The following is a 23422-nucleotide window of genomic DNA, read 5'->3' as shown; positions in this document are numbered from 1 at the left end:
GGTAGGCAATGAGGCGCTGCTTGCGCGCCCCTGCAGCGGGGCCAGCGTTGCTCGTCATCGCATGGCCTGCCATGCCTCTCGGTCGCGCCTTGCCGCCGTCACCGGGGCATTGCAATCGGCTGCCTCCTCCTTGTTGCGACAGACCCTCAGTCTTCTTCCTCGGCCGGCGATTGTTCGATCGCCTGCTGCGACAGGCGGTCGGCGTCGCCGTTGCGGTGGCGCGGCACCCAGTGCAGGCGGCTGGTGCTTACTTTTTCCATCAGCGCCAGCACGCGGGCGCGGTGCTCTTCCAGGCCGCTTGCGCCGGTCGCCTCACTTCCCGCATTGACATCGTTGACCACCACCTGGCTGTCGCCGTACAGCAGCAGGTCGTACGCGCCTGCGTCCACGGCAGCCTCCAACAGCGCGGTCAGGGCCAGGTATTCGGCCTCGCCGCTGTTGCCGTGGCCGACGCGGCGGCTGATCTCGATGCGTTCGCCGCCAGGACCGCACAGCAGGGCGCCGATGCCGATGCGGCCCGGATTGGGGTGAGCGGAGCCGTCGAACCAGCCGCGCCAGCGGTCCTGCGGCGGCGCCAGTTGCGCCTTGCGCTGCGCCAGTTGGTCGGCCTGCTGCGCGCGGCGCGCGGCGCGGCGGTCCTCGTCCAGCTGTCTTGCTTGCGCACGCACGTTCAGCAGCGCCGCCAGATCGGCCAGCCCGCCCTGGCTTGCCGCCAGCGTCAGTATCTGGTGCAGCGCCTGTGCTTCGGTGAGGTGCGCGCGCGCGGCCAAACGGCGCGCGGCCACGCGCTCGCCGTGGAAGGCGGCCGTGGCCAGCGTTTCAAACTCGTCAGGTTGCTGCATCAATGTCATTAATTACGGCGAGGATTGTCGGGACGGTTGTCGTGGCGGTTGGGAACGCCGTCACCATCGCGGTCGCGGTCATAGCGGTTCGGCACGCCGTCGTGATCGCGGTCGCCCCGGCCCCGGTTGTCTCCGCGATGGTCGTTGCGGTAGTCGCGGCGGTCGTCACGGTAGTGGCCCCGGTTGTCGTGGTGGTCGTAGCGGTTGGGGATGCCATCGTGATCGCGGTCGCCGTGGGGGCCACGGTTCCAGCGCGCTTGCTCGCGGTACCAGCGGCCCTGGCGTTGCACCCAGTGCGGCTGCGAATAGACGTAGCCGGGGCGTACGGCCACCCAGTCGCCGCCGATCCATACGTGGCGGTTGCTGCGCCAGTCCCAGTAGCCGGGCGACCAGATGTAGCCGCTGCGCGGTGGCGGCACGCGCTCGTAGCGCAACGGTGGCGGCGCCTGGCCGATCACCACGCTCACGCCCACCTGGGCGGAGGCGATCGTGGGAGTGAAGGCCGCGGCGCTCAAGGCCAGCAGGGCGGCGGCGAAAACGGTGTGCGAGCGTGTGGTCATGATGTGTCTCCGGTTTGCAGATGAATCCAATATAGCAAGCGCGATATTGAGCACCGCTGATTGATGCAACTTTTTACATATGACACAAAGTCAGGGCGGAATTGTAAGCGACACGCCACTTTTCGTCTTCCCCCTGCTAACCCGCGCTGTCACCCATTGAACCCGAGAGCCGGATGCCACGATTATTCAGCCAGTTTTTGCAGGCGTTGACCGAGCGCCGCCGCGCGCGTCGCCGCCAGGCCAACCTGCGCACCGGCGATCGGCTGCGCGCGCGGCCGCAACTTGCGCTGGTGGCTACCCGCGCTGCCGCCGTGGCGCTGCCATCAAGCCGCTCCGCGTGGCTGTGGACCACGTTGGCCGTGTTGCTGACGTTAGCCGGCGGCGCGCTGATCGTTGGCCACGCGCGCCACCTGGGCGCTGCCGCTCCGGCACGCTCGACGCAGCCGGTCGATACCCTGCGCACCGCCTTGCCCGGCGCCGTATTCACCGTGCCGGACAGCGCTGGCGCCACCACCAGTCTGCATGCCGACGGCGCGCTGCTGGTATTGGCCGGCATGGAGGCCGCGCCGGTGGTGCGGGTGGATTTGTGCAGCCAGTTACGCAGTCCCGACAATCCTGGCGATGCACGCCTGCTGCCGCTGCTTCTGGGCGAACGCTTTGCCGATGTCGAGCGCCAGGTGGCCGACAATCTGGCGTCGGGCACGCCTGCGGCGCAGCGCAATGTGCTGCTGGTGTCCGACAGCGGCGCCGGCCTCGACGCCATGCCGCAAGTACGGATCGAAGGCAATGCCCGCGCCGATTTCGCCGATCCGCTGGCCGAACCGTTGAACCTTTCCTGGCGCAGCCGCCAGGGCCAGGCGCGCTGGATCGGCGACGCCAGCCTGGGCCAGGTGGAGCAGGGCGCGTCCGGCCAGGTCGCGTTGCGCCGGCAGGGCTGGTTGCTGTGGGGCGCCGCCTCGGCGCTGCGGCTGGAGCGGCGCGCCAATGTGCTGTGCCCGCGCGCAGGAGAACTGCTGGTGCAATTGTACCGGCGCGCCGCGCCTGCGGCCATCGATGCGGCCAATGCACTGGTGGTGGCCTTTCCCGCGCGCGGCGCTGCGGTGCGCACGCGTCTCGCACCCGGCAGTTACCGGGTACCCGCTGGCGCCGCGCCGGTGCTGGAAGACCAGGCCCTGTTTGGCGCCCTGCAAGCGGCCGGCCTGCTGCGGCTGAGTGCCGCCGGCGTGATCGAACTGGCGCCGCGCGACTTGCCGCAATGGCTGGCCGCCAGGCCCGCAGATCGCGTGGCGCAGCCGGACGACTGGGGCCATATCCCGCCCGGAGCCACTACCGATAAACTGTTCAAGCGCCTGTACCACCAGGCCGACGGCGCCTATGTGCGGCAGCAGGTCGATATCTTCAACGGCGAACGGCGCTTGCTGGCATGGCGTCTGCGTGGCGATTCCTCTGCGGCGCTGGAGTGGCGCGCCAGTGTGGATAGTGGCGGGCGGGGTGGCAGCAGCGGCGACAGCGGCCCGGTGATGGTCGCGACCACCACGCGCATGCCGGTGGCAGCTGCGCGCCTGTTCGCTACCTTGCCGCAAGGTTGGCAGCCGTGGACGCGGGTGGCACGCTGGCCGGCAGCGGGAGAGGCTAGTGCTGGCGGCAACGGCAACGGCAACGGCAACGGCAACGACAACGGCAACGACAACGGCAACGGCAACGCCAGCAGCAACGGCAGGCCGGCGCCGCTGGTTCGGCTGGCCGTGAACTTGCCGCATGCGGCGGCCGGCGGCGAGGTGCTGCGCCTGCTGGTGGCGGGCACGGTGGTCGGCAGCAGCGGCGCTGCCATGCGCGCTGGTCCGGCCTGCACCGGACGCGCCTGCACAGGACCCGATGATGTACAGGAAGTGTCGCTGACCTTGCACGCCGGCGTGCGCGAGGTGGCGGTCAACGTGCGCCCACTTGCCTTCAGCGCACCGGACGACGAGCAGTATCGTCACCTGCGCGTGGCCGGTGGCAAGCTGGTATGGCAGCCGCTGGCCGGCGGCGCGTCGGCTCCGGTCGCCGCGCCGTCCCCGGTACGGTTGTCCGACCGCCACGGCGTGCCGCTGTGGAACGATGGCGCGCCCACCGAAGCTGCCAGCGCCGCCGGCCTGGCGCCGTTGCTCGGGCTTGGCCCGGAACACGCCAGCAGCGTGGCCGGCATGCTGTCCCGCTTGCCGACGGCCGGGGCGCCCGTCACGGCCACGCTGACGCTCGACCTGCCGTTGCAGGCGCTGAGCCAGCGCATCCTCGAATGCGTGGGCATGCGCCAGGGCCGCTGGACCGGCGCCGGCTGCGCCGGCGGGCAGGCTACACAGGCCACGCCGCAAGCGCGCCGCGCCGGCCTGGTCATCCTCGACACCGAAACCGGCGACGTCCTGGCAGCGGCCGGCGCCGGCGGCGGCGAGGTCAATGCCGCCAACTGGACCGAAGCGCGCGACCACGACCGCACCAATCCCGCCCGCAGCGCCCTGCGTCTGCCGGCCCTGCAGCACGACGGCGGCGCCCACCAGAGTCCCGGTTCCACGTTCAAGGTGATCAGCGCGCTGGGGCTGGAAATGGCAGCGCAAAAGGATCGCCAGCTCGATGCGCTGCTGGCCGGCTTGCCGCTGCCAACCATCAATGCACTGGCGCGCCAGCGCGGCTTCGGCTTTCTAACCGGCGCCCCCACGTATCCGCAGGAACCCCGGCAAGCACGCATCACCAACTACCGCGAGCAGGGCCTGGACCGGCGCGCGCAGGACGGCCGGCTGGGACTGGCGCAGGCGCTGACCTACAGCCTCAATACCTGGTTCGCCTGGACCGGCGAGTTGAGCGACCGCAGCCTGTTCGGCCGGCCCGACGGCGGCGCGCCCGGCGTGCAGGCGCTCGACGCTGACGCGCTCGACACCGTACGGCCCATCGTCGCGGCGGCGCACCGGCTCGGCTTCGAGCAACCGGTGCGGCTCGATGGCGGCCTGCTGCCATCTGACTTCGACTGGCACACCTGGGATGCGCTGCAAGCCACGCCGGCCCATATCGACACCATCCACACCCGCCACGAACTGCGCCAGATGGCGATCGGCCTGCGCATGCAGGTCACGCCGCTGCACATGGCGCTGGCCTCGGCGGCGGTGGGGCAGGGCCAATTGGTCGTGCCCCGGCTACTGCTCGATCTCGACGGCCATCGCGGTAAAGTTCCTTCCATGGCGCCTACCGGCGTACGGCTCGACCGTATCCGCGCCGGCATGAAGGGTGTGGTCGATGCGGGCACCGGCGCCGGGGCATTCGGCGGCCCCGCGCTGGCCGCTGTGCGCCCCGGCCTGTATGGTAAGACCGGCACGGCACCGACTGGCGGCGACATCGCCACCGTGTGGTTCACCGGCTGGCTGGAACCGGGCACCTTGCCTGGCCAGGCCCACCGGCTGGCATTTGCCGCTTTTGTGAGCCACTCGGATAGCACCGGCGGCGGCCATGCGGCGCCGGTGGTGGCGGCCGTGCTGGCTACCCTGGCGGGGCAGAACGTCGAACAGAGGGGAAAATAGCCTTGTAAACGCGATAATGGCTCGACCTGGCTGTGGCATGATGATCGGGCGCGTGGGTGTCAAGCCAGCGGCGCATTTCGATTGATATCCACGACAGGACTGTATGCGTTTGCCAGGAACCCGGTACCAGGAGCACGGCTGGGAACAAGTGCGCAAGCTGCTTGGGCTGTGCTCCCTGCAGGCGTTCCGCCGGCTCGACATGGCGCTGGTGCTCGACCAGGCGCAGCACGGCGTTTTGCTCGATGCTTATACCGCGGCGCTGGCGGCGGCCCTGCGCGCGCGCGCCCGCTCGGCGCGCGGCGAGATGGAGGGCAACAGCTACGGTGAAACCGTGGCCGAACTGGCCCTGGCGCTGGCCTTCGAATTGCAGGCATACCCGGCGTTCTGGGACGCGTTTGTCGCCACGCTGGTCGCCGAGCATGGCCGCAGCGGCGCCTTCTGGTGCGACCCCGCCGCCGACGGCTTGCTGCGCAAGAAAGTCAACGATATGTACGCCGGCCTGCGCGACCGGGTGGACGCCGACACATACATCGTCGCCACGGGACGCGACTGCTCGCCCAACAAGATTTACACGTACCGCATGCTGGACACGGCCTACCGTGACATCGCCCGCCTGTTCGCTGACTGGCACGACCATCGCGCCCAGGTCGGCGCCATCCTGGGCCGCGCGCTTGATGCGATGCCGATCGAAGTGCGGCAAATGAAGTCCATCGCCGGCTGCAAGCCCGAATGGATCGTCAACTGGAGCGCGTCGCTGGCGGAATACGGCGGCACCCCGGGGCCGCTGCACACCCGCTCCAAGCGCTTCGCCAGCCTGAAAAACAGCCCGGACAAGATCGGCGCGATGCTGCTGGAGATCGGCGACTACGAGGAACTGTCGTCCAATCTGGACCACGCCGAAGGCTGGCATGGCGAAGCCGGCGAGGCCGCCGCCTGGCTGGAAGACTACTGGCGCGTCATTGACGACTCGGCCGCGCATGAAGCAGTAGGCGGGGTGTTCGACGAGGACCGCCTTGTGTCTGTACCTTCCCAATCGGACGAAGAAGAACTGGACGACGCCGGAGATCAGCACGACGATACCCCGGAACCCATGCCTCCCGATCCGGTGCAGCGGGCCGCCGAACAGCAACTGGCCACCGGGCTTTCCCTGCCCCCCCGCTACATGGAACTGGCGCGCGGCGCGCAGGCAGCGGGCAGCCGGTTGCTGCGGATACTGAGCGAGGAATCGCTGCCGATCCGGCTGGCCGTGTACCAGAAACTGCTGGGCGCCACCGACGATACGTACCCGGACGCCTGGTGCGATCCGGCGACGGGTGAACTGCCCACGCTGGCGCAACTGGCGGCGCTTGACGGGATTTCCATGCCCACCCTGCGCAAGCGCCGCGACCAGGCCATCGACAAGCTGCGCGCAGCCAGTGTATTGAACGCCACGCCGACGCAATGAAGGAGAACGAGTTGACCTCACATGATGATCAGGAAGCGCTGGCGCTGCGCCTGCAGGAGCGCGCGCTGCTAACGCCGGCAAGCAGCTTGGCGCGCGACCGCCTGGTGCTGGCCGACGCCACACTGCTGGCAGCGCTGGCCGGCACCCGCCTGCTCACGCCGAACGAGCGCGCGGCGCTTGCCGCCTCGCCGCTCACGCTGCGGCGGTTTCGCCAGTTGTCGCTGCAAGGCAGAGCGGCAGGTTGGTCACCAAGCGCCAAGTCGAGCGATCACGCCAACTCGAACGCCCTTGGCGAGAACATCAGCACCTCCGCGACAACCAAAGCCGCCAGCGCCATCGCGACCGGCAATTCGACAGCCCCTGTCGCCGCCAACGATGCCAACTGGTCCGGCAGCACCGGCATGTTACGCGCCGCATCCACTGCGGCTTATGCACTGGCATCGCTGGTCACCGACGACAATTGCTGGACCCTGCATTTCGTGGCGCAGGATGGCGGCTGGCAGGTGATCCTGGCGCTGTCGGCACAGGCGCCGTTCGCCGCGCGCCTGCTCGGCGAACAACCGCTGCTGCGCGTGATCGACGGCAGCGGCGCCACCGTGCTGCAAGGCCGACTCGACGCCGACGGCGAATGCGAGTGCGCCTGGCCGTTCGCCACCGCCCCGGCGCCGCATTTCCAGCTGCACGGCGCCAACTTCACGGTGCAGCCGGCGCCACCGGCGGCGTTGTAGCTCATGGGCTGGTTTTCGCTGCGCGGCAAGCCGTCCGCCAATACCGCTGCCATCGCCGACCTGGGTGCCGGCCTGGTGGCGCTGCGGCTGGATGCCGGCGACGTGGCTCCACCGGCCACGGTGCTGGTGGCTTTTTCCTCCTCCTCCGGCCAGGCGCGCCGGCTGGCGCCCGGCAAGGTCGCGTCTTCGCCCGGCAATACCGTGTTCTGCTTTCACCCCGGCCCCTACACGGTGGACCTGGCGCCGTTTGCCGCCGCACCCGAGTGGGGGCTGCGCGTACGCCTGCTGGTCGATGCGCCCAATCCACACGCGGAGCAACAGCGCTTCGACTTGTTCCTGTATGCCGAGTACCATGAGCAGGGCGGGCAGCTATCGCTGGCCGATCTGGGCGCGACGCTGCAATCCGCCTTGCAGAGCGAACTGGCGCAGGGCGCGCTCGATCTGCCGCCGTGCACCACGCTGGATGAATGGCACGCGTTCCGCGCCGGCTTCAATCAATTGCTGTACACACGCTACGGATTGACCGTGGATGACTGCGTGCCGGTGGATTTGGGCGGACAAGTCGATTTCGCCGATGTGCTGCGGGCGCGGGCCTTGGCCGCCAGCGTTGCTGCCGACGACGCCATGCAAGCCGCTCTGGCGCTGCATACCACGTCGGCCCTGCCGCAGGCCGGGGCACCCGATGCGCAGCCGACCGCGCAGTCAACAACGCCTACTGCATTGCCGGCCACCTCAGATGCTGCATCGCAGACCGTAACGCAGCCTGCATTACACTCAATATCGCCGGCGACCGAGCCCGAATCCCGGCTCCAGCCCGAGCCGCCGACGCAGCCGCAACTGAAGCAGCCGGACAGCCATGCCCGCCAAGACGCCGCCGGCCTGCGCCGCCTGTTCGTGGAGCTGCCGGTACTCAGCCGTCACCTGCGCCTGCTGGTGCTGCCCCAGGGGCCGGTGATCTTCCAGGCGCACCAGTCGCTGCTGCTGCGCCTCGACATGGCAACCCTGAACGTGGATACCATGCCGTCGCTGGCCTGGGCCGCGCCCGACCAGCCGCTGGGCAATGCCGACCAGGCCCGTCGGACCGCGGCCACCGCAATTGCCGTGGCCGCGCTGGACGAAGCCTGGTCGCTGCTGGCGCGCCTGCACTTGGCAGCCAGCGGGGAATGGACCGCGCTGCTCGATGAGGCGGACCGCGTCTGCGCCAATCTCGAAACCGGCCTGGCGCTGCGCCGCGCCCCATACGTCTCCCGCCAGGAGCCCGCACTGTGACCACGCTCTCGATGACTGCCACGCCGTTGAATGCGGCCTGCACCTGCCTGCTGGCCGACGGCCGCCGGCTGACGATCACCGCCAGCCGCCGCCCGCGCGCCAACCGCGCCGACGTCAAATGCACGGTGCCCGGAGTACCGGCCACTGCCGCGCAAATGCAGCAAGTGGTGCGGCTGGCGCGCCATACCGAGGCGCGCCTCGACAGCCGCGACCAGGTGGTGCTGAGCATGGATATCGCACCCGATTCGGGCCAGCGCGAATGGGAACTGGCTGCCGTGCTGGCCGACCGGATGGTGCGCGGCCTGCGCCCGATCCCGGTCGGCGCACCGCCGATGGCGCAGGGTTGGTCCGACCGCTGGCACCTGGGCCAGGCGAGCGAGGCGACGGTGGATGGCGTGGCCATCGGCCACCTGGGTGCACTGGATGGCCATGCCGATCTGGCGTCGGCCGTCTCCAGCGTGCGCGCCTGGTTTCCTCTGCACAGCGGCGGTATCAACGATGCGCTGGCGTGGGTGGAGGTGAGCGTGTTCGCCATTGAGGCCGGCGCCCATGACGACACCGGCGAGGAAGAGACGATTACCGCGCCCGAACTGGACCTGGCTGCGCAGCAGGATGTGCGCCAGGCGCTGGCCGGCGCCCGCCATTTCGACGGCCACGGTCTGGGACGCTGGCGCACGGTGGTGCGTTTCGGCCAGCCGCGCTTCCAGGGCGGATCGTACCAGCTGGCGCTGGTGATGGCCGACCGGCTGGCGCGCGGGCGCGAATTCGTGCCGCGCGGGCGCCTGATCGCTACCGGTACCTCGAAGGCTTGGCATGCGGGCATGGTGGAATCGGTGGAGGGCCGCGAGCCAAAGCTGGCCCTGATCTCGACCATGGCGGCCCCGGGCGACCGGGTGCTGCTGCCGGCCGACTGGGAAGCGTCGCTGCCGCCCGGGTTTGCTGCCCGGTTGCGGGAAAGGGGCGCATCCATGGCCTGCATCGACCGCATCGGCTTAATTTGAATCGAAGTGCGCTGAATGAATCGCGCCGCCCTGCTAAAATCGTCCACTGACAGCCGGCAGGCGGCGCGCGAGATGAATCGAAGAAGGAGTCTGACATGTTCCAAATGTTTGGTTTTGGCGGCGTCAAATGCCCGCGCTGCGCGCACAAGAGCGACGACCAGTCGGGCTACTGCAAGCATTGCGGCCTCACCCTGGGCGCGCCCCGCAGCGAACCGGTCCTGCGCGACAACCGCTGGGTGCCCGGCGACGACGAGCTGGCCGTGTACTTTGGCGTGAGCGCCTTGACCGGCATTTTTACCAAGACCCTGCGCGTACCCGCCACCACCCGCGCCTACATCCTGCAAGCGGACAAGGCCACCGAGGTGCCGCAGGGCGAATACGAAATCGAAGGTTTTTTTACCCGGTTAAACCACCTGCTGCGCAATCAGAACGCTGAAATCCTGATCACCCGCAGCGCCGCGCTGCCGGTCGAGTTCTCGTTCGACGATCTGCACACGGCCGAGCACCTGAGGGTGTCGGCGCGCTTTACGGTCGCCATCAAGATCGAAAACGTGGCCGCGTTTGCCCGCCATTTCATGACCGTGCCCGGCGTGGTCAGCACCGTGCACCTGCAGGAGCTGCTCTCGCCATCGGTGCGCCAGCTGGCGGCGGAATTTGTGGGCAGCCGCTCGATGCGCGACATGGCTGGCAACGCCGACCTGCGCGCGCAACTGGACGAACGCCTGCAAAGCGCCCTGAAACAGCGCCTGGCCTCGTACGGCCTGGCGGTGGAGCGGGTGGAAACGGCCGCGCTGCGCCACGATAAATTTGACCATAACCGCGCCCGCATCGGCACGTTATGGCTGGTGGCGGACGAGCGCCACGTGCAACTGGAACACGTCAAGCAGCTCGACCAGATCTACGACGAAGAAGAATGGCAGGCGATCTGGCGCGAAGAACAAAAAATGCGCTCCGACTTCCGCCGCGCCGAACTGCGCCAGGACGCCAGCGTTCACAAGACCGAACTCACGCTCAAGGAGAGCGAACGGGTACAAGCACTGCGCGCGCGCGAGGTGGAGCTGTACAGCCAGGTGATGGAAGCCAAAACCCGCAAGGTGGCCATCGACAAGGGCGCCGGCACCGTGCTGGCCGACCTCGAACACGAACTGGCGCACAAAAAGGCGGGTCGCGCCGGCGAACAGGCCGACTGGGAACACGTGCGCCACCTGGCCCAGATCAAGATGCGCACCGAGCTCGAAGTGCTGCAGCAAAGCGCCGCCGAGCAGCGCCAGCTGGCGCAGCAGCGCCTTGGCCACCAGTTGCGCCAGCAAGCTATTGAAAACCAGATTGCCCAGGCCCTGCAAATCGAGGACGAATCGCACCGCAGGAACGAACTGGCGGCGCTGCGCCAGCGCGAAAAGGATGAAAAGGCGCGTGAACTGCAACTGGAGTCCGAGGCCCACAACGCCCGCATCCAGGGCATGACGGTGGCGGTGGCCGCGCGCCGCCGAGAAGCGGAGCGGGTGCAGGAATGGGAAGACCAGCTGGCGCTGGCTCGCCAGCGCGAACTGCTGCGCGGCGATGCGGTCAAGGATGCCGCCAACGCGGTGGAAGTGGCCGAGATCAGCCAGAAGATCGAGGACCTGCGCCGCACCGGCGAGCAGGCCGACGCCATTGCCCAGTATGAAAAACTGCTGCGTACCATCGAGGCAGACGGCATCCATGCGCGCCAGAACCAGTCGCTGGGCAAGCAGGCCGCGCTCGATCAACTCGCCCTCGACGAGCAGCGCCAGATCCTGCGCCAGCGCGAGCGCGAGGCCGAGTGGCAGCACGAACTGAAAAAACTGGAACACGAGCGCGAGGAAAAATTCGCGCGCTGGAAGGGCGATTACGACGTGCTGCTGTCGCAGCAAAGCCACGAAATCAGCCGCATCGAGGCCATCGGGCGCCTGAGCGATATCGGCATGGTGGCTACTGCCAACGAATCGAACGCGCAGGCTGTTGCCCAGATCATGCGCATGCAGATCCAGGGCGGCATGACACCGGAACAGATCCAGTCTCTGGCGCAGGTGGTGGCGGCCGAGCAGGGCGTTTCGCCGGTGGAAGCGGCGCGCCTGGCCTACGAACGCGTGGTCGAGGAACGCGTCCACCGCGACACGGAACTCGACAAGGACCGGCGCCACCAGCTCGACCTGCTCAATGTGCAGAACGCGGCCAGCGCCAGTGCGCTGATCACCCAGAGCCAGCTCGGCATCGGCGTGGCCGGCGGCATTACGGGCAATGCCCACGGCGCCTGGGCCGAAGCGGGGCTGCCCCCGGCACGGCGCTGCCCGAACGGCCACGCCCAGCGCGCCGGCCATCCGGAAGACCGGTTCTGCCCGCAATGCGGCGCTGGGCTGGCGTAGGGTTGGTTACACTCTGATGATGCAAACAGCAAGAGACAAGATCCGTGAACTGCGGGCCCTGCACGAAGACGGCTTATTGAGCCTGCAGGAGTTCGACCGTCGCAAGAACGCCATCCTGGATGCGGAGTATGCGCCCCCGGGAGGCGCCGCCGCGTCGGCCATACCCACTCACGCGCCACGACAGGGTACGGAACTGGGCCTGATGACAGGCCAGGAAATCGGCCCGCAGCACCGCCGCTACCGGCTCGAACGGCTGATCGGCATGGGCGGCATGGGGCAGGTGTGGCAGGCCACCGACCTGGCCACCCACGCGGAGCTGGGCCACAGCGAAACCGTGGCCCTCAAAATCCTGCCGCCGCAACTCACGCAAAGCGCCACCCACGCCAAGCTGCTGATCGAGGAAGCCACCCAGGCGCGCCGGCTGGCGCACGAAAACATCGTGCGCGTGTACGAGTGGGCGCAAGACCCTGCCACGTCCAGCTACTTCATCATCATGGAATACCTGGAAGGTCAGGACCTCGATGCCTGCCTGGCGCAGCAAGGATCGCTCGATCTGGACGCCGTGTTCCGGCTGCTCTCGCCGGTCGGCGATGCGCTGGCCTACGCCTGGGACAAGCACAAGCTGGTACACCGCGACCTCAAACCGGGCAACGTGTTCCTTACCCATAAGGGGGAAGTCAAGCTGCTCGATTTTGGCATCGCCTCGCGCGCGCGCAATGCCGGCAGCAGCCTGGGACTGCAAACGCCCAACGCCGGTACGGTGGGCTACCGCGCACCGGAAGCCGGGGTGCATCAGCGGCAGCCGTCGCCACGGCTCGACGTCTATGCGGTGGCGGTGATGATTTACCAGTTGCTCGAAGGCCGGGTGCCGTTCGACGACCTGCGGCCTGCCGACTTCCAGCCATCGGCGCCGCAAGGTTTGAACGAGCGCCAGTGGCAGGTGCTGCAACTGGGGTTTGCGATCGTGGCCGAGCGTCGTCCGGCGTCCGTCAACGACCTGCTGGCGGACCTTCGCGGCGCTGCCGGTCCGTCCGAAGCGGAACTGGCAGAGCAGCGTAAAAAAGAACAGGAAGCGGAGCGAGAGCAACAGCAACGACAGCGCCAGCGCGAACAGCAGGAACAACAGCAGCAACTGCAACGCGAACGCGAACAGGCGGCGCAACGCCAGCAGGACGCCGCCACACAGGCAGCGGCCCAGGCCGAGCAGGCGCGCGCGGCCGAACGCGAGCGCGTGGCAAAAGCCGCCGAACTGGCGGCGCGGCGCGAGGCGCAGGCCAAGGCGGCCGCCCTCGAAAAAGTGCGGCTCGACCAGCAGCGCCGCGCGCTGGAGGCGAAGCAGCGCGCCGAGGCGGAAGCAGCGGCGCTGGCCCGCAAGCAGGTGCTGCGCGAGCAACTGGCCGCGCGGCGCGACGCCGACGCCAAACAGGCGCGCGAGGAACAAGAGGAAAAGCAGCGCAAGGCCGCGCAACTGAAAGCGGAAGCGGCATATCGCGCCGAACAGGATCGCCACCGCAAGCAGCAGGCCGAGCGCCATGCGGCGGAACTGGCGGCCCTGATCCCCAGCCCGGCCAGCCCGGTGGCCGACGCCAGCGGTGTGCTGCGCGACCGCTTTATAGACGGCGCCGGCGCCGGTCCCGACCTGGTGCTGATTCCCACCGGCCGCTTCCAGATGGGATCGCACGAGGTGGAGCAGGCGGCGGCGGTGAAGGCCGGCGCCGAGAAAAAATGGTTGCAGCGCGAAGGGCCGCAGCACTGGGTGGGCATCGAATATTCGTTCGCGATGGGCCGGTACCCGGTCACGGTCAGCCAGTGGCGCCAGTTCGTGCGCGCCACGGAATGGGAGTCGCAGTCGGACGTCGACTGGCGCGCGCCCGGCTTTGCCCAGGACGACGAGCATCCGGTGGTGGGCGTGAGCTGGCACGACGTGCAGCGTTACCTGCGCTGGCTGTCGGAGCAGACCGGCCAGACGTACCGCCTGCCCAGCGAGGCTGAATGGGAGTACGCGTGCCGGGCCGGCACCAAAACGGCGTTCAGCTTCGGCGACACCATCGGCACCGACCAGGCCAACTACGACGGCAATTACGTCTACAACGGCGGGCCGCGCGGCGAGTTCCGCCAGGGGACCAGCAGGGTGGATGCATTCCAGCCCAATCCCTGGGGCCTGTTCGACATGCACGGCAACGTGTGGGAGTGGACCCAGGACGTGGTGCACGACACCTACGACGGCGCGCCGGCCGACGGCAGCGCGTGGGAAGCTGGCGGCGACCAGGCGCGCCGCATCCTGCGCGGCGGTTCGTGGCTGTACAACCCGCGCTACCTGCGCGCGGCGGTGCGCAACGGCTACTCGGCCCTGCTGGCCAACGACATTGTCGGCTTCCGGGTGGCCCGCAAGCTGGTGTAGTTGGTATGGCGAGATGCGGGGTGTATACTGCCGCCTCTCTTATACCAACATCAGGATCACAACCATGAGCGCTCTGCCACCATGCCCCAAATGTAACTCCGAATACACGTACGAAGATGGCGCGCAACTGGTGTGCCCGGAGTGCGCGCACGAGTGGAGCGCCACCGCCGGCGCCGCTGCTGCTGAAGATGGTCCGCGCGTGTACCGCGACTCGGTGGGCAATGTACTGGCCGACGGCGACACCGTCACCGTCATCAAGGACCTCAAGCTCAAGGGCGGTGGCGGCACCGTCAAGGTAGGCACCAAGGTCAAGAACATCCGCCTGGTCGATAGCGACCACGATATCGATTGCAAGATCGACGGCTTCGGCGCCATGAGCCTGAAAACGGAATTCGTGCGCAAGGTGGTGTGACTTTGCCCTATTAGCGCCTCGTTCAGGAGAGGCAACCGGGAGCCGAAAGGTGTACATTGTCGGCTCCGACCAATATCGCACACTACCACCAGGGAGACCAGTCATGACCATCGCCAATCTGCTCAAGGGCCACGAGAAGGACCTGGGAGGCGGCTTCGTGGTGCGCCGCTACCTGCCGTCCGCCATCAAGCAGGCGGTGGGGCCGTTCATCTTCTTCGACCATTTCGGTCCGGTCGAGGCGCCGGCCCACGCCGACCATGACGTGCGTCCGCATCCGCACATCGGTCTGTCCACCGTCACGTACCTGTTTGAAGGCGCGATGGACCACCGCGACAGCCTCGGCACGTTCCAGCGCATCGAGCCGGGCGCCGTCAACTGGATGACCGCTGGGCGCGGCATCGTCCACTCCGAGCGCACGCCGCAAGACCTGATCGACATCCCGCACCGCACGCACGGCCTGCAACTGTGGGCCGCGCTGCCGGTGGCGCACGAAGAGGACGAACCGGGCTTTTGCCACACGCCCGCTGCCGACATTCCGCAACTGGCCATCGACGGCGCCGTGATCCGGGTGCTGGTGGGCAGCGCCTTCGGCCAGACTTCGCCAGTCAGGACCTACAGCCGCACGCTGTACCTCGACATCGTCCTCAAGGCCGGCCACGCGCTGGCGCTGAACGGTTTGCCGGAAGAAGCGGCGATCTACCCGATCAGCGGCGCGGTGGAAATCGACGGCGCCCCGCTCGCACTGCACAACATGGCGCTGCTGGCCACGGCCGAGCAGCAGCGGGTAAAAGCCACGGACGATGGCGAAGCCCACTTCGTGGTGATCGGCGGCGAACCGCTGGACGGCCACCGCTTCATGTCGTGGAACTTCGTTTCGTCAAGCAAAGAGCGCATCGTGCAGGCGGGAGAAGACTGGGAAGCGCAGCGCTTTCCCAAGGTGCCCGGCGAGACGGAATTCATTCCGCTGCCGGTCAAAAAACCGGCGCCAAGCTACCTGTAGAGCGCCGAAAAAACCTCCAGAGCAAGGCGCTGCCACGTAGACAGTACGATAGTACGGCGAGTGGCGGCAATGCAGCTATGGAGGCTTTTTTTCGGCGCTCCTAGGCGGTGTGGGCGTCGTAGGCGCGGTTTGAGCCGATGCTGTAGCCGTCGCTGACATCGCCGCCGGCGGTGCGGATGATCCAGTGTTCGGGATACGCATCGCTGGCGAAGCGGCTGTGGCGCGGCACGCGGCTCAGTTTTTCCAGCGACACCGTGGGCGCCAGCGCGGTTTCCTTGCCGGTCAGCTGATCGAGGTGCCAGAAACCGCCGGCGCCGTGGAACAACAAGGGCAGCGCAGCGGCATGCGGCGCGGCGGCAAACGTTTTGACCGGGAAGCCGGGATGGGTGTCGGGCGCCAGCATGTAGTAGCACTCGGCGCTGGCGCCGTGGTCGATGCGGTGCAGGATCACGCCGTGCGGCATGATGGCGGTGACCTGCAATACCGCCACACCCTTGATGCTGGCGGTCAGCTCGATGCGCATGCCCAGCCGCAGCGCGGTGGGCTTGTGCTTGCCGGGCCACACGCCATCGAGCAGGATGCCGTAGCGCGACACGTCTTCGATTTCAAAACCGGCGCCCGCGCGGCGGATCACCGCGTGGCGGCCGGACAGGCGGCGCGTGAGGCCGTTGGTGTCCTGGCCGTCGGCCGAATAATGCGTGAGCAGCGCATGCGCTTCGGGATCGACCAGCTCGAACCGGCCGAATACGCATTCCTCGACCGCGAACAAACGGATCTGGCGCTGGGCGCCTGCCTCGGGTGCGGCATTGACCAGCGAGGCTGCGCAGCTGGCGTGCGGATGCACCGCGCCGGCCGCCGGCATGTCGATCTCGATCAGGTCCTCGTCCCAGGCGATGGTGGAAAAGCCCAGGTCCACCTTGCCGGCCGGGGCGTTCAGGTCGAGGTGGGCGATGCCGGCATTGCGGGCAGTGACATCGATATCGAGGCTGTCGCCGCCGCTGGCGCTCACGCGTGCGATCGACGCGTCGTCGGCCATCACGCGCACGTTCTTGTGGGTGCTGAGGAAGATGCGGTGGATTTCGGTGAGCGTGGCGTCCAGGCGCGGCACCAGGATCACGAAAGTGCACACCCATTTGCGCGGCGCCTGACCAGCGTGCAGGCTCAGTACTTCGATGCTGATCTGGTACTGGCCATGCTCCTTGTCGCGCGACGAAAACTCGACGAACACGGGACGCCAGTCGCCGCCGACGGCGCGCACGAACTGCTGGCGCGCGGCGCCGTGGGGGATCAATTCGGATTGCAGCTGCAAGGCCAGTTGCGGCGCGCTGGCCTCGGGCATGCCGCGCAGTTCCATTTTCAGGGTTTGGCGGCCACCGGCAGCGCGCGGATCGAAGCCGCTGATGTGCAGTTGCGGGCGTTCGGCCTGGGCGCGTTGCAGCGGTCGGGCGTAGCCGGCTGGCGAAGTGGAAGCGGGAGCGGCAGAAACTTCATGGACGTCACCCAGCGTCGTTACGGGCAAGCCGGAACGCGTTGTGCGCAAGGCGCTCAGCAGGGCGTAGCTCGAGGAATCGGCTTGGGCGTGGCCGCCTTCGCAAGCTTGATTTCCTGGCATGACCCAATGAGTGCAGTGCGGGTGCTGGGCATTACTGCATTTTTTCATGACAAATCAACCGATGGGATACCCGCCAGTTTATGCGGTTTCGCCGCGTATTGCCATGCAAAGGTGCATCTGATCCGCATATTTTTGCAGACGGCCGCCCGCTGCGGACGCGCTACAACAGATCAAGTACCCGCACCATGTTCAGTTGTCACGAATGCACGCCGATTGATGCCACCGGCAGTGCCGTTTCATCAATGTTTTCGCGCGGGCGCACGGCCGGCGCGTGGAAGCGCAGCACGATGGCGGTGACGTTGTCGATGTGCAGATCGCGCGGGGGATGGTCGGCGTACTCGCCAAACAGCGCGTCGAGCGCGGCGCCGGACGTCTGGCTGGAACGCGCCATCAGCGCCGGCCAGCGCGCCGTCCATTCGAGCGGCCGGCCGCACGACCAGAAACCGTCGGTGGCCAGCAGGTACAGCGCATCCTCGCGCATGTCCAGCTGCCGGCGGTCGCCCAGGTCGCGCAGGAACGGTGGCAGGCGCTGCGCGTCGAGCGCCATCAGCGGGTCTTCCAGCACCTGCGGATTGCCGAAGGCGTTGCCGAGAATGTAGGCCTGAGAGATTTGCGGCCGGTGTTCGCCATGCACCTGCTGCCACCATTCCTGCTCGCCCAGCAAACCATGCATGGCGAAGCAGGTGGCCGGTACGTGGTCCACCGTCAGCGGACGCGCGGCCAGGGCCGAGATTTCGTACAGGCGCGAGTCGCCGGCGTGGAAGAGCAGGGGCGCGCCACCGGGTGCGATTTCCAGCAGCGTGAGCGTGGTGCCGGGCCGGCGCAGGCTGTCGCCGGGATGGCGGAAGCGCTGTTGCAGCCCGCTGTGCAGGGCGTCAAGGCGCTGGTCGAGCTGCGCCTGGGTGCTGCAAGCCGGCATGCGCAGCAGCCCCTCGGCCACCGCTTCGGCGGCCTGGCGGCCATGACCGTGGCCGCCCATGCCGTCCATGACCGCCACCCGCACGTGGCCGGGCGGCCAGCCGGCCACCATCACGCTGTGCGGCGCCTGCTCGCGCAGAAAAGTGGCGCGGCCGGTGGCGTCGATCAGCAGCAGGTTGTCCTGGTTCTCCGGCGCCTGCGACGCGCAGATGCTGGCGCAGCTGCGCGCGGCGATATCGAGGCCGGGGCCGAAGTCCAGCGGGTCGGTGATGCGGGTCATCGTGGCGGGCGCCGGGGCGCGGGAGGCGAAAGACCACAGCTTAGCTGAAAATCCCGGCGCGGTCGCGGCGGAGGTACAGGTCACGGCTCCGGCCCCGGTCCGTGTTCCGGTTTCGGCTTTATTTCCGGCCCCATTTCGGGCCCCATTACGGCACCATTTACGGCCCCGGTTTCGGCTTCAGTTCCGGCCCTGGTCCCGGTTTCAGCTCCGCTTCCGGCGTGGCAGCCGGAATGTGCGCTGGCGCATCGGGCCACGTCTTCGGCCATCATTCCGGTCGCGCCGGCTCGTCGCTGCGGCGCAGCCACAGGCTGCTGGCCCAGCCAGTGCGCTGATGGCCGTTGACGCTGGCCGTGACCTGCCACCAGTCGCCGTGGCGCTGGCCGGTGGCGACCACGGTGGCGCCGGCCGGCACCGTGAGCAGGCGCGGCGCATCGACGCCGGCGCTGGCGCGCAGGTTGAGGTCGCGGTGCACCTGGAACGGTCTGCCTGGTTCCCTGACGCCAGTTTCGGCGCCGCGCCGGGCGCTGCCCGGGCCAGCCGCCATCCCCGACGTGGTGGCGGTGGACGCCGAACGTTGCCGCGCCGTTGATGCTGCGGCCACCCGCAATACTGGCACGGGCGCTGCCGCTACTGGTAACGCAGCCATTGGCAAAGTTAGCTCGGACACCGGCGTCGCAGGCAGCGCCATCACGGGCAAAGCCACCACAGGCACCGCCGCCAAAATCAGGCTGCCGAAGCCCCACGCGCCGGCAGCGGACAGGCCCAGTGCGCGCAAATTCGGCCGGCGCCACCAGCTGCGCGGCGTGAGCCACGCGCACAGGATCCAGGTGAGCGCCAGGCCGGCAGCAAAGGCGCCGGCCGTGTACAGCGTGGCGGTATGCATGGCGGTTCCCTTCAGGCGTCGAAGCGCAGCACGTAGTGGCCGGCCACCAGGTGGTGGCCGTGCGGCAGCAGGTAGAGGTTGTCCGGACCGGCGGCGTCGATCATCGCCACGAACGCCATCCGTTCGTCGAGGTGGTACAGCGCCTGGCTGGCCGACAGGCGGCCGATCCGGTAGCCGTGGTCCGTGGCCTCGAAGCTGAAGGCGTTGCGCGACAGGCCGATACGGTCGGCACTGGCGGCGCCCGGCGCACCGTCGGCGCGGCGGATGAAACGCGGCGAATCGAGCACGCGCAGTGCCGCCAGCATGGCCGCACTGCGACCGAACGTGAAGCGCGCGCCGCTGGCCACCGCTGCGCCCACCGGCTGCGCCAGGCAAAGCAGCGCGTGGTAACGGTCGGCCATGGCCGGCGCAGCGGGCAGCAGGCGCATGGTGCGGGCATCGACCGGGGCGAAGGTGGCAGGCGCGGTGATGCGCTGCCGGCCCTCCTTGGTTGCGGCGTACAGGTGGTCGGCGGCGTCGATAACGAAGCTGATGGCGGTGTCGCCTTGCGCCCCGGCGGTCAGCGTCAGTGACCGGTCGAACGGCAGCTCCAGCGCCTCGGCACCAGTGTCGCGGTAGCGGCTCAGGCGCGGCAGGGCCAGCGCCACCAGTTGTACGCGTTGCTGCGCCAGCGGCGCGTAGGTGGCGTCGCTCTCTCCCGGCAGGGTGGCTGGCGCCGTTGGCCGGTGGCTGACCGGGATCGCGGTGGGATCGAGCGGCAAGCCGTCGGCGCGGCTTTGCCAGACGGCTGGCCGCGCAGTCCTGGCCGATGCTGCATGTGCCGGCGTGCTGGCTGGCGCCGGCATTGGCGAATGCGCCTGCGTGTGCATGGACATGGATACCGATGCTGGCACTGGCGCCGGCATTTGTATGGACATGGGCACTGGCACTGGCAATGGCACCGGTTCGGCGTTAGAGGCCGGCATGGAGCTGGGTATCACCGCGGGCATGGCCGGCCTGGCTGCGGCCAGCTCGCCGTTGCGGACGATCTTCAGCAGCAGGCGCGGGCCGCCGCCGTCGATCTCGCGCAGCGATTTGATGGTGTAGTAGCCGCTGCGCGGATCGTAGCGGCAGTCGAAATCGCCGCGCGGACGCATGTCCACCACCGGCACCGAATCGGGACCGTCGTTGATGACGAGGATGGCGCCGTCCGGGCCGAACGGCCAGTCGGCGGCGCCCTGGCCAGCCTGCCCGCCGATCAGGGCCAGGCGCTGGTGGGGGTAGATCGGGCACACCGGATGCCAGATCGCGCTGTCGCGCGACACGCTGACGTTGTACAGCACTTTTTCGCCGGGCGCGGGCAGGTACACGGCATGGCCGAAGCGCACTTCGATTTCACCCGGCGCCAGCGATTCGGCGCCCACCACGTCGTAGCGCACCTGGTCGCCGCCGAGCAAATCGCCGAAATCCTTCTGGTGCAGCGTGGCGAGCGTTTGCGCCAGGTCGCGGGCGCGGGCGCCGCGCGTGAGGTGGTAGTCGTCGTCGACATCTTCCTGCGGCAGCACCAGCGTCACGTGCGAAAAGCAGCGGGTCGCGGCGCGCCCGCGATGCTCGCGCGGGCTGCGTTCGAGCAGGTCGCGCAGCAGCGGGCGGCGCGAGAACAGCGCCAGGCCCGGCGCCTGCCAGATCGCCTCGGCATTGAAGACGTCGGGGATGCGGCCCAGGACTTCGTGTTGGACGTAGATCGGCATGGTCATTCTCCTTCTAAAGATGGTGCGCCGGCGGCACTGAACGCTAGCAGGGGGCAGAGGAAAAACAGCAAGTGGCTGCCGCCGGCCGACAGGAAGCTCATGGGCTGGCCCATGATGGGGAAGATCGCCAGGTTGGTACCCCACGACAGCAGGAAATGGCCGAGCACGAAAGCGCCGCCGCCGCACAGGGCAAAGTAGCGGAAACGCGCGGCCCACGCCTGGCGGAAATTGCGGGCGGCGACGCCGCTGCGCCACGCCGCACGCGCCGCCAGCGCCATCCCGCCCAGCAACGCTGCCTGCGCGCACCACAGCAGCAGCGCGCCGGCCAGGCCGTGGCGGTTGATCAGGAACGAGGCGGCAAAGTCATCCTGCACCGCCGGGATGCGCATCACGTCGCCCGCGTTCTGGCCCAGGCCGCGCAAGCCGAACCACCAGTCCGCACCGAGCCAGCCGCCTTCGCTGATCGCGCGCGCGCCCAGCAGCAATTGCTGGCCGGTGTGCGGATGGCCGGCCGGGTCGAGCCATACCAGGAAGCGGTCAGCATAAAAGCCCCAGCGCACCAGGTCCTCGCTGCCGGCCAGCCGCAACCAGGCGATGACGACCACCGCCAGCAGCGCCGCCAGCAACAGCACGGCTGCCAACAGGCGCTGGCGCGCCAGCAGAGCGTAGGAGAAGGTCATCGCCACGCACCACACCAGCAGCAGGATCAGCGGCGAAAAGTCGTCCACCTGCACCAGCGCCAGTCCGAGCAGCGCCAGGAACAGCAGCGCCGGGGCGACCAACCGCAGCCAGCGCGCGCCATGGTCGGCCGGATGCGGCGCGTCGCTGTGCCAGCTGAAGCGCAGCGCCAGGCAGTGTGCGGTGAGTGCGGCCAGCGCCAGCTTGGCCAGTTCCACCGGCTGCAAGTCGAACACGCCGCCTTCGTCGCCCCATAGCACCTGCGCGGCCAGGCCGGCCAGCGCTACCAGGGCAAAGCCGGCCAGCAGCCATTCGATGGCGCGCTGGTCGAGGCGCCGGCCGTGCAAAGCGGCGTGCCGGAACCACAGGCGCAGCAGGCCGCCGGCGCCGCAGCCGACCGCCAGCAGCGCGGCGCTTTTCTGGTAATAGCGCAGCCACGTGGTTTGCGGGGCGCCCAGCCCCATTTCCAGCTGTACCAGCAGGCCGGACGCCAGCAGCACCACGGCGGCTGCCGTGAGCAGGGTGAGGCGGCCTGGCAGTACCAGCCACAACCCCAGCGCCCAGGCGCCCAGCAGCAGTGGCAGTGCTGCGCCGGGAGACACGCCGGCGCGCTGGGCCAGCAGCGTTCCCGCGCCCGCCACCAGCAGCAGCGCCGATGCCGCCACAGCGCCGCCGGTGCGCGACACCACGGTGGCGCCAGCGATGCCGACGAGGGCCGCCGCGACCACCAGCCACGCCTTGGCGCCGAGATCACCGCGCCATAGCTGGCGCGGTTGCCAGTCCCATGCCACGGCGGCGGGCAGTTTTAAATCCGGGGCGGTTTGCAGGCCGACCTGGCGGCCTGGTACCAGCGTCAGGGTACCCGCGCCGGCCGTACCTGCATCGACCTGAAAGCGCGTGTGGCCGGCGATCAGCGCGGTGGCGCCGGTCAGTGGCACTTCCTGCCGACGCAGGTCCAGGCCATCGACCAGCACAGCCGCGCGTTCGCCATCGGTACTGCCCGGCGTCAGCTGCAAGCGGCCATGTCTGCGCGCCAGCAGTGCCGCGCCGGGCGCCACCCGCTCCACGCCGAGCCGGTTGCCGCAATACAGGTTGCCGCCAAAGGCGAGCGGCCTGGCGATGGTCAACACGCCGGGCGCGAGCCGGTTCCACACCGCCAGCGCACGCGTGGAAAAGCGCGCATCCGGACAATCGGGCAGGGCGCGACCGTCGCGGTACAGGGTGGCGCCGTCGTAGCGCCATTGATTGCCGTTGCGGGTGAATTCCACACTGCCGGTGTCGGCGGCGGACACCCGGAAGCGCGCGCCATCGACCTGGAACCCGGCGCCGGGCGCCAGCGTGCTGCTGCCCAGGCGCTGTTCGTCGCCGCCGCGCAGCACCACCACCTGGCGCGCTGCGGAGAGGTTGCGCAGCATCCAGCCGTCGTGCGGATCCAGACGCAACGCCAGGTGCTGGCGGTCCGCGTGCGGCGCGGCCAGTTCCCTTACTCCCAGCACCACCGTTTCGCTAGCAACTGGCGTGACGTGGATCGCCGCTGGCATCCAGGCCGCCGGCGCGCGCAGCAGGGCCAGCACCTGCAACGCGCACAGGCCGGCCAGCAGGGCCAGGGTGACCGCCATGCCCAGCTGCTTGGCAGCCAAGTGGCGCAACCGGGCGCCGATGCTGGTAGTCGCTGGTGGCGAAGCCCGGCGTGATCGGGATGGACGAGGCAGACGGGGCTGCAACAGCATGG

At 68.7% G+C, this 23422-nt stretch carries 16 protein-coding genes; 9 read left to right on the top strand and 7 right to left on the bottom strand.

Annotated elements, in window-relative coordinates:
- Positions 1–146: 146 nt before the first annotated feature.
- Together ASF04_RS07705 and ASF04_RS07700 are read right to left on the bottom strand one after the other, a co-directional pair.
- Positions 147–842: a ribonuclease HI family protein gene (locus tag ASF04_RS07705; protein ID WP_307139882.1), complete on the bottom strand. Its 696-nt coding sequence runs from the start codon at positions 840–842 to the stop codon at positions 147–149.
- A gap of 8 nt (positions 843–850) precedes the next feature.
- Positions 851–1402, bottom strand: a complete 552-nt coding sequence (locus tag ASF04_RS07700) for a YXWGXW repeat-containing protein (RefSeq protein ID WP_056139635.1) — start codon at positions 1400–1402, stop codon at positions 851–853.
- A gap of 173 nt (positions 1403–1575) precedes the next feature.
- On the opposite strand from ASF04_RS07700, the gene ASF04_RS07695 reads away from it, so the two are divergent.
- The 9 genes from ASF04_RS07695 to ASF04_RS07655 all read left to right on the top strand — a co-directional run bounded on the left by ASF04_RS07695 (position 1576) and on the right by ASF04_RS07655 (position 15589).
- Complete coding sequence (locus tag ASF04_RS07695) at positions 1576–4950, top strand: penicillin-binding transpeptidase domain-containing protein (protein ID WP_056139633.1); 3375 nt, start codon at positions 1576–1578, stop codon at positions 4948–4950.
- Between the two features lie 103 nt (positions 4951–5053).
- Positions 5054–6394 (top strand): hypothetical protein, encoded by a 1341-nt coding sequence (locus tag ASF04_RS07690; RefSeq protein ID WP_056139631.1) that lies wholly within the window; start codon positions 5054–5056, stop codon positions 6392–6394.
- 11 nt (positions 6395–6405) lie between these two features.
- On the top strand, positions 6406–7122 hold the full coding sequence (locus ASF04_RS07685) for a hypothetical protein (protein WP_373922127.1): 717 nt from the start codon (positions 6406–6408) through the stop codon (positions 7120–7122).
- 3 nt (positions 7123–7125) lie between these two features.
- Complete coding sequence (locus ASF04_RS07680) at positions 7126–8391, top strand: hypothetical protein (protein WP_056139627.1); 1266 nt, start codon at positions 7126–7128, stop codon at positions 8389–8391.
- The gene (locus ASF04_RS07675) at positions 8388–9392 is read left to right on the top strand and encodes a hypothetical protein (protein ID WP_082488618.1); all 1005 of its coding nucleotides are present in this window, start codon (positions 8388–8390) and stop codon (positions 9390–9392) included. Before ASF04_RS07680 ends, ASF04_RS07675 begins: the two co-directional genes overlap by 4 nt.
- Positions 9393–9487: 95 nt before the next feature.
- Positions 9488–11776, top strand: coding sequence for an SPFH domain-containing protein (locus ASF04_RS07670; RefSeq protein ID WP_056139625.1), 2289 nt, complete (start codon positions 9488–9490; stop codon positions 11774–11776).
- A gap of 16 nt (positions 11777–11792) precedes the next feature.
- Positions 11793–14177 (top strand): SUMF1/EgtB/PvdO family nonheme iron enzyme, encoded by a 2385-nt coding sequence (locus ASF04_RS07665; protein WP_056139623.1) that lies wholly within the window; start codon positions 11793–11795, stop codon positions 14175–14177.
- A 64-nt stretch (positions 14178–14241) separates the two neighbouring features.
- Positions 14242–14589, top strand: a complete 348-nt coding sequence (locus tag ASF04_RS07660; protein WP_056139622.1) for a zinc ribbon domain-containing protein YjdM — start codon at positions 14242–14244, stop codon at positions 14587–14589.
- A 103-nt stretch (positions 14590–14692) separates the two neighbouring features.
- Entirely contained in the window at positions 14693–15589 is an 897-nt protein-coding gene (locus ASF04_RS07655) for a pirin family protein (protein WP_056139620.1), read from the top strand.
- 100 nt (positions 15590–15689) lie between these two features.
- Here the strand turns inward: ASF04_RS07655 and ASF04_RS07650 are convergent, their stop codons facing one another.
- The 5 genes from ASF04_RS07650 to ASF04_RS07630 all read right to left on the bottom strand — a co-directional run bounded on the left by ASF04_RS07650 (position 15690) and on the right by ASF04_RS07630 (position 23420).
- A complete protein-coding gene (locus ASF04_RS07650) occupies positions 15690–17201 on the bottom strand; it encodes an FHA domain-containing protein (protein ID WP_056139618.1) in 1512 nt (503 codons plus the stop codon).
- Positions 17202–17397: 196 nt separating this feature from the next.
- The gene (locus tag ASF04_RS07645) at positions 17398–18399 is read right to left on the bottom strand and encodes a protein phosphatase (RefSeq protein WP_056139617.1); all 1002 of its coding nucleotides are present in this window, start codon (positions 18397–18399) and stop codon (positions 17398–17400) included.
- 265 nt (positions 18400–18664) lie between these two features.
- Positions 18665–19282: an SH3 domain-containing protein gene (locus tag ASF04_RS07640; RefSeq protein WP_056139615.1), complete on the bottom strand. Its 618-nt coding sequence runs from the start codon at positions 19280–19282 to the stop codon at positions 18665–18667.
- An 11-nt stretch (positions 19283–19293) separates the two neighbouring features.
- The gene (locus ASF04_RS07635) at positions 19294–21012 is read right to left on the bottom strand and encodes a hypothetical protein (protein ID WP_056139614.1); all 1719 of its coding nucleotides are present in this window, start codon (positions 21010–21012) and stop codon (positions 19294–19296) included.
- A 2-nt stretch (positions 21013–21014) separates the two neighbouring features.
- Entirely contained in the window at positions 21015–23420 is a 2406-nt protein-coding gene (locus tag ASF04_RS07630; protein ID WP_229204961.1) for an FtsW/RodA/SpoVE family cell cycle protein, read from the bottom strand.
- Between the last annotated feature and the right edge of the window lie 2 nt (positions 23421–23422).

Origin of the sequence: Duganella sp. Leaf61 (genome assembly GCF_001421905.1) — a bacterium.
GTDB classification, from domain to species: domain Bacteria; phylum Pseudomonadota; class Gammaproteobacteria; order Burkholderiales; family Burkholderiaceae_D; genus Rugamonas; species Rugamonas zoogloeoides.
The sequence above is the reverse complement of the archived record's forward strand: the minus strand, read 5'-3'. Positions and strand labels throughout refer to the sequence as shown.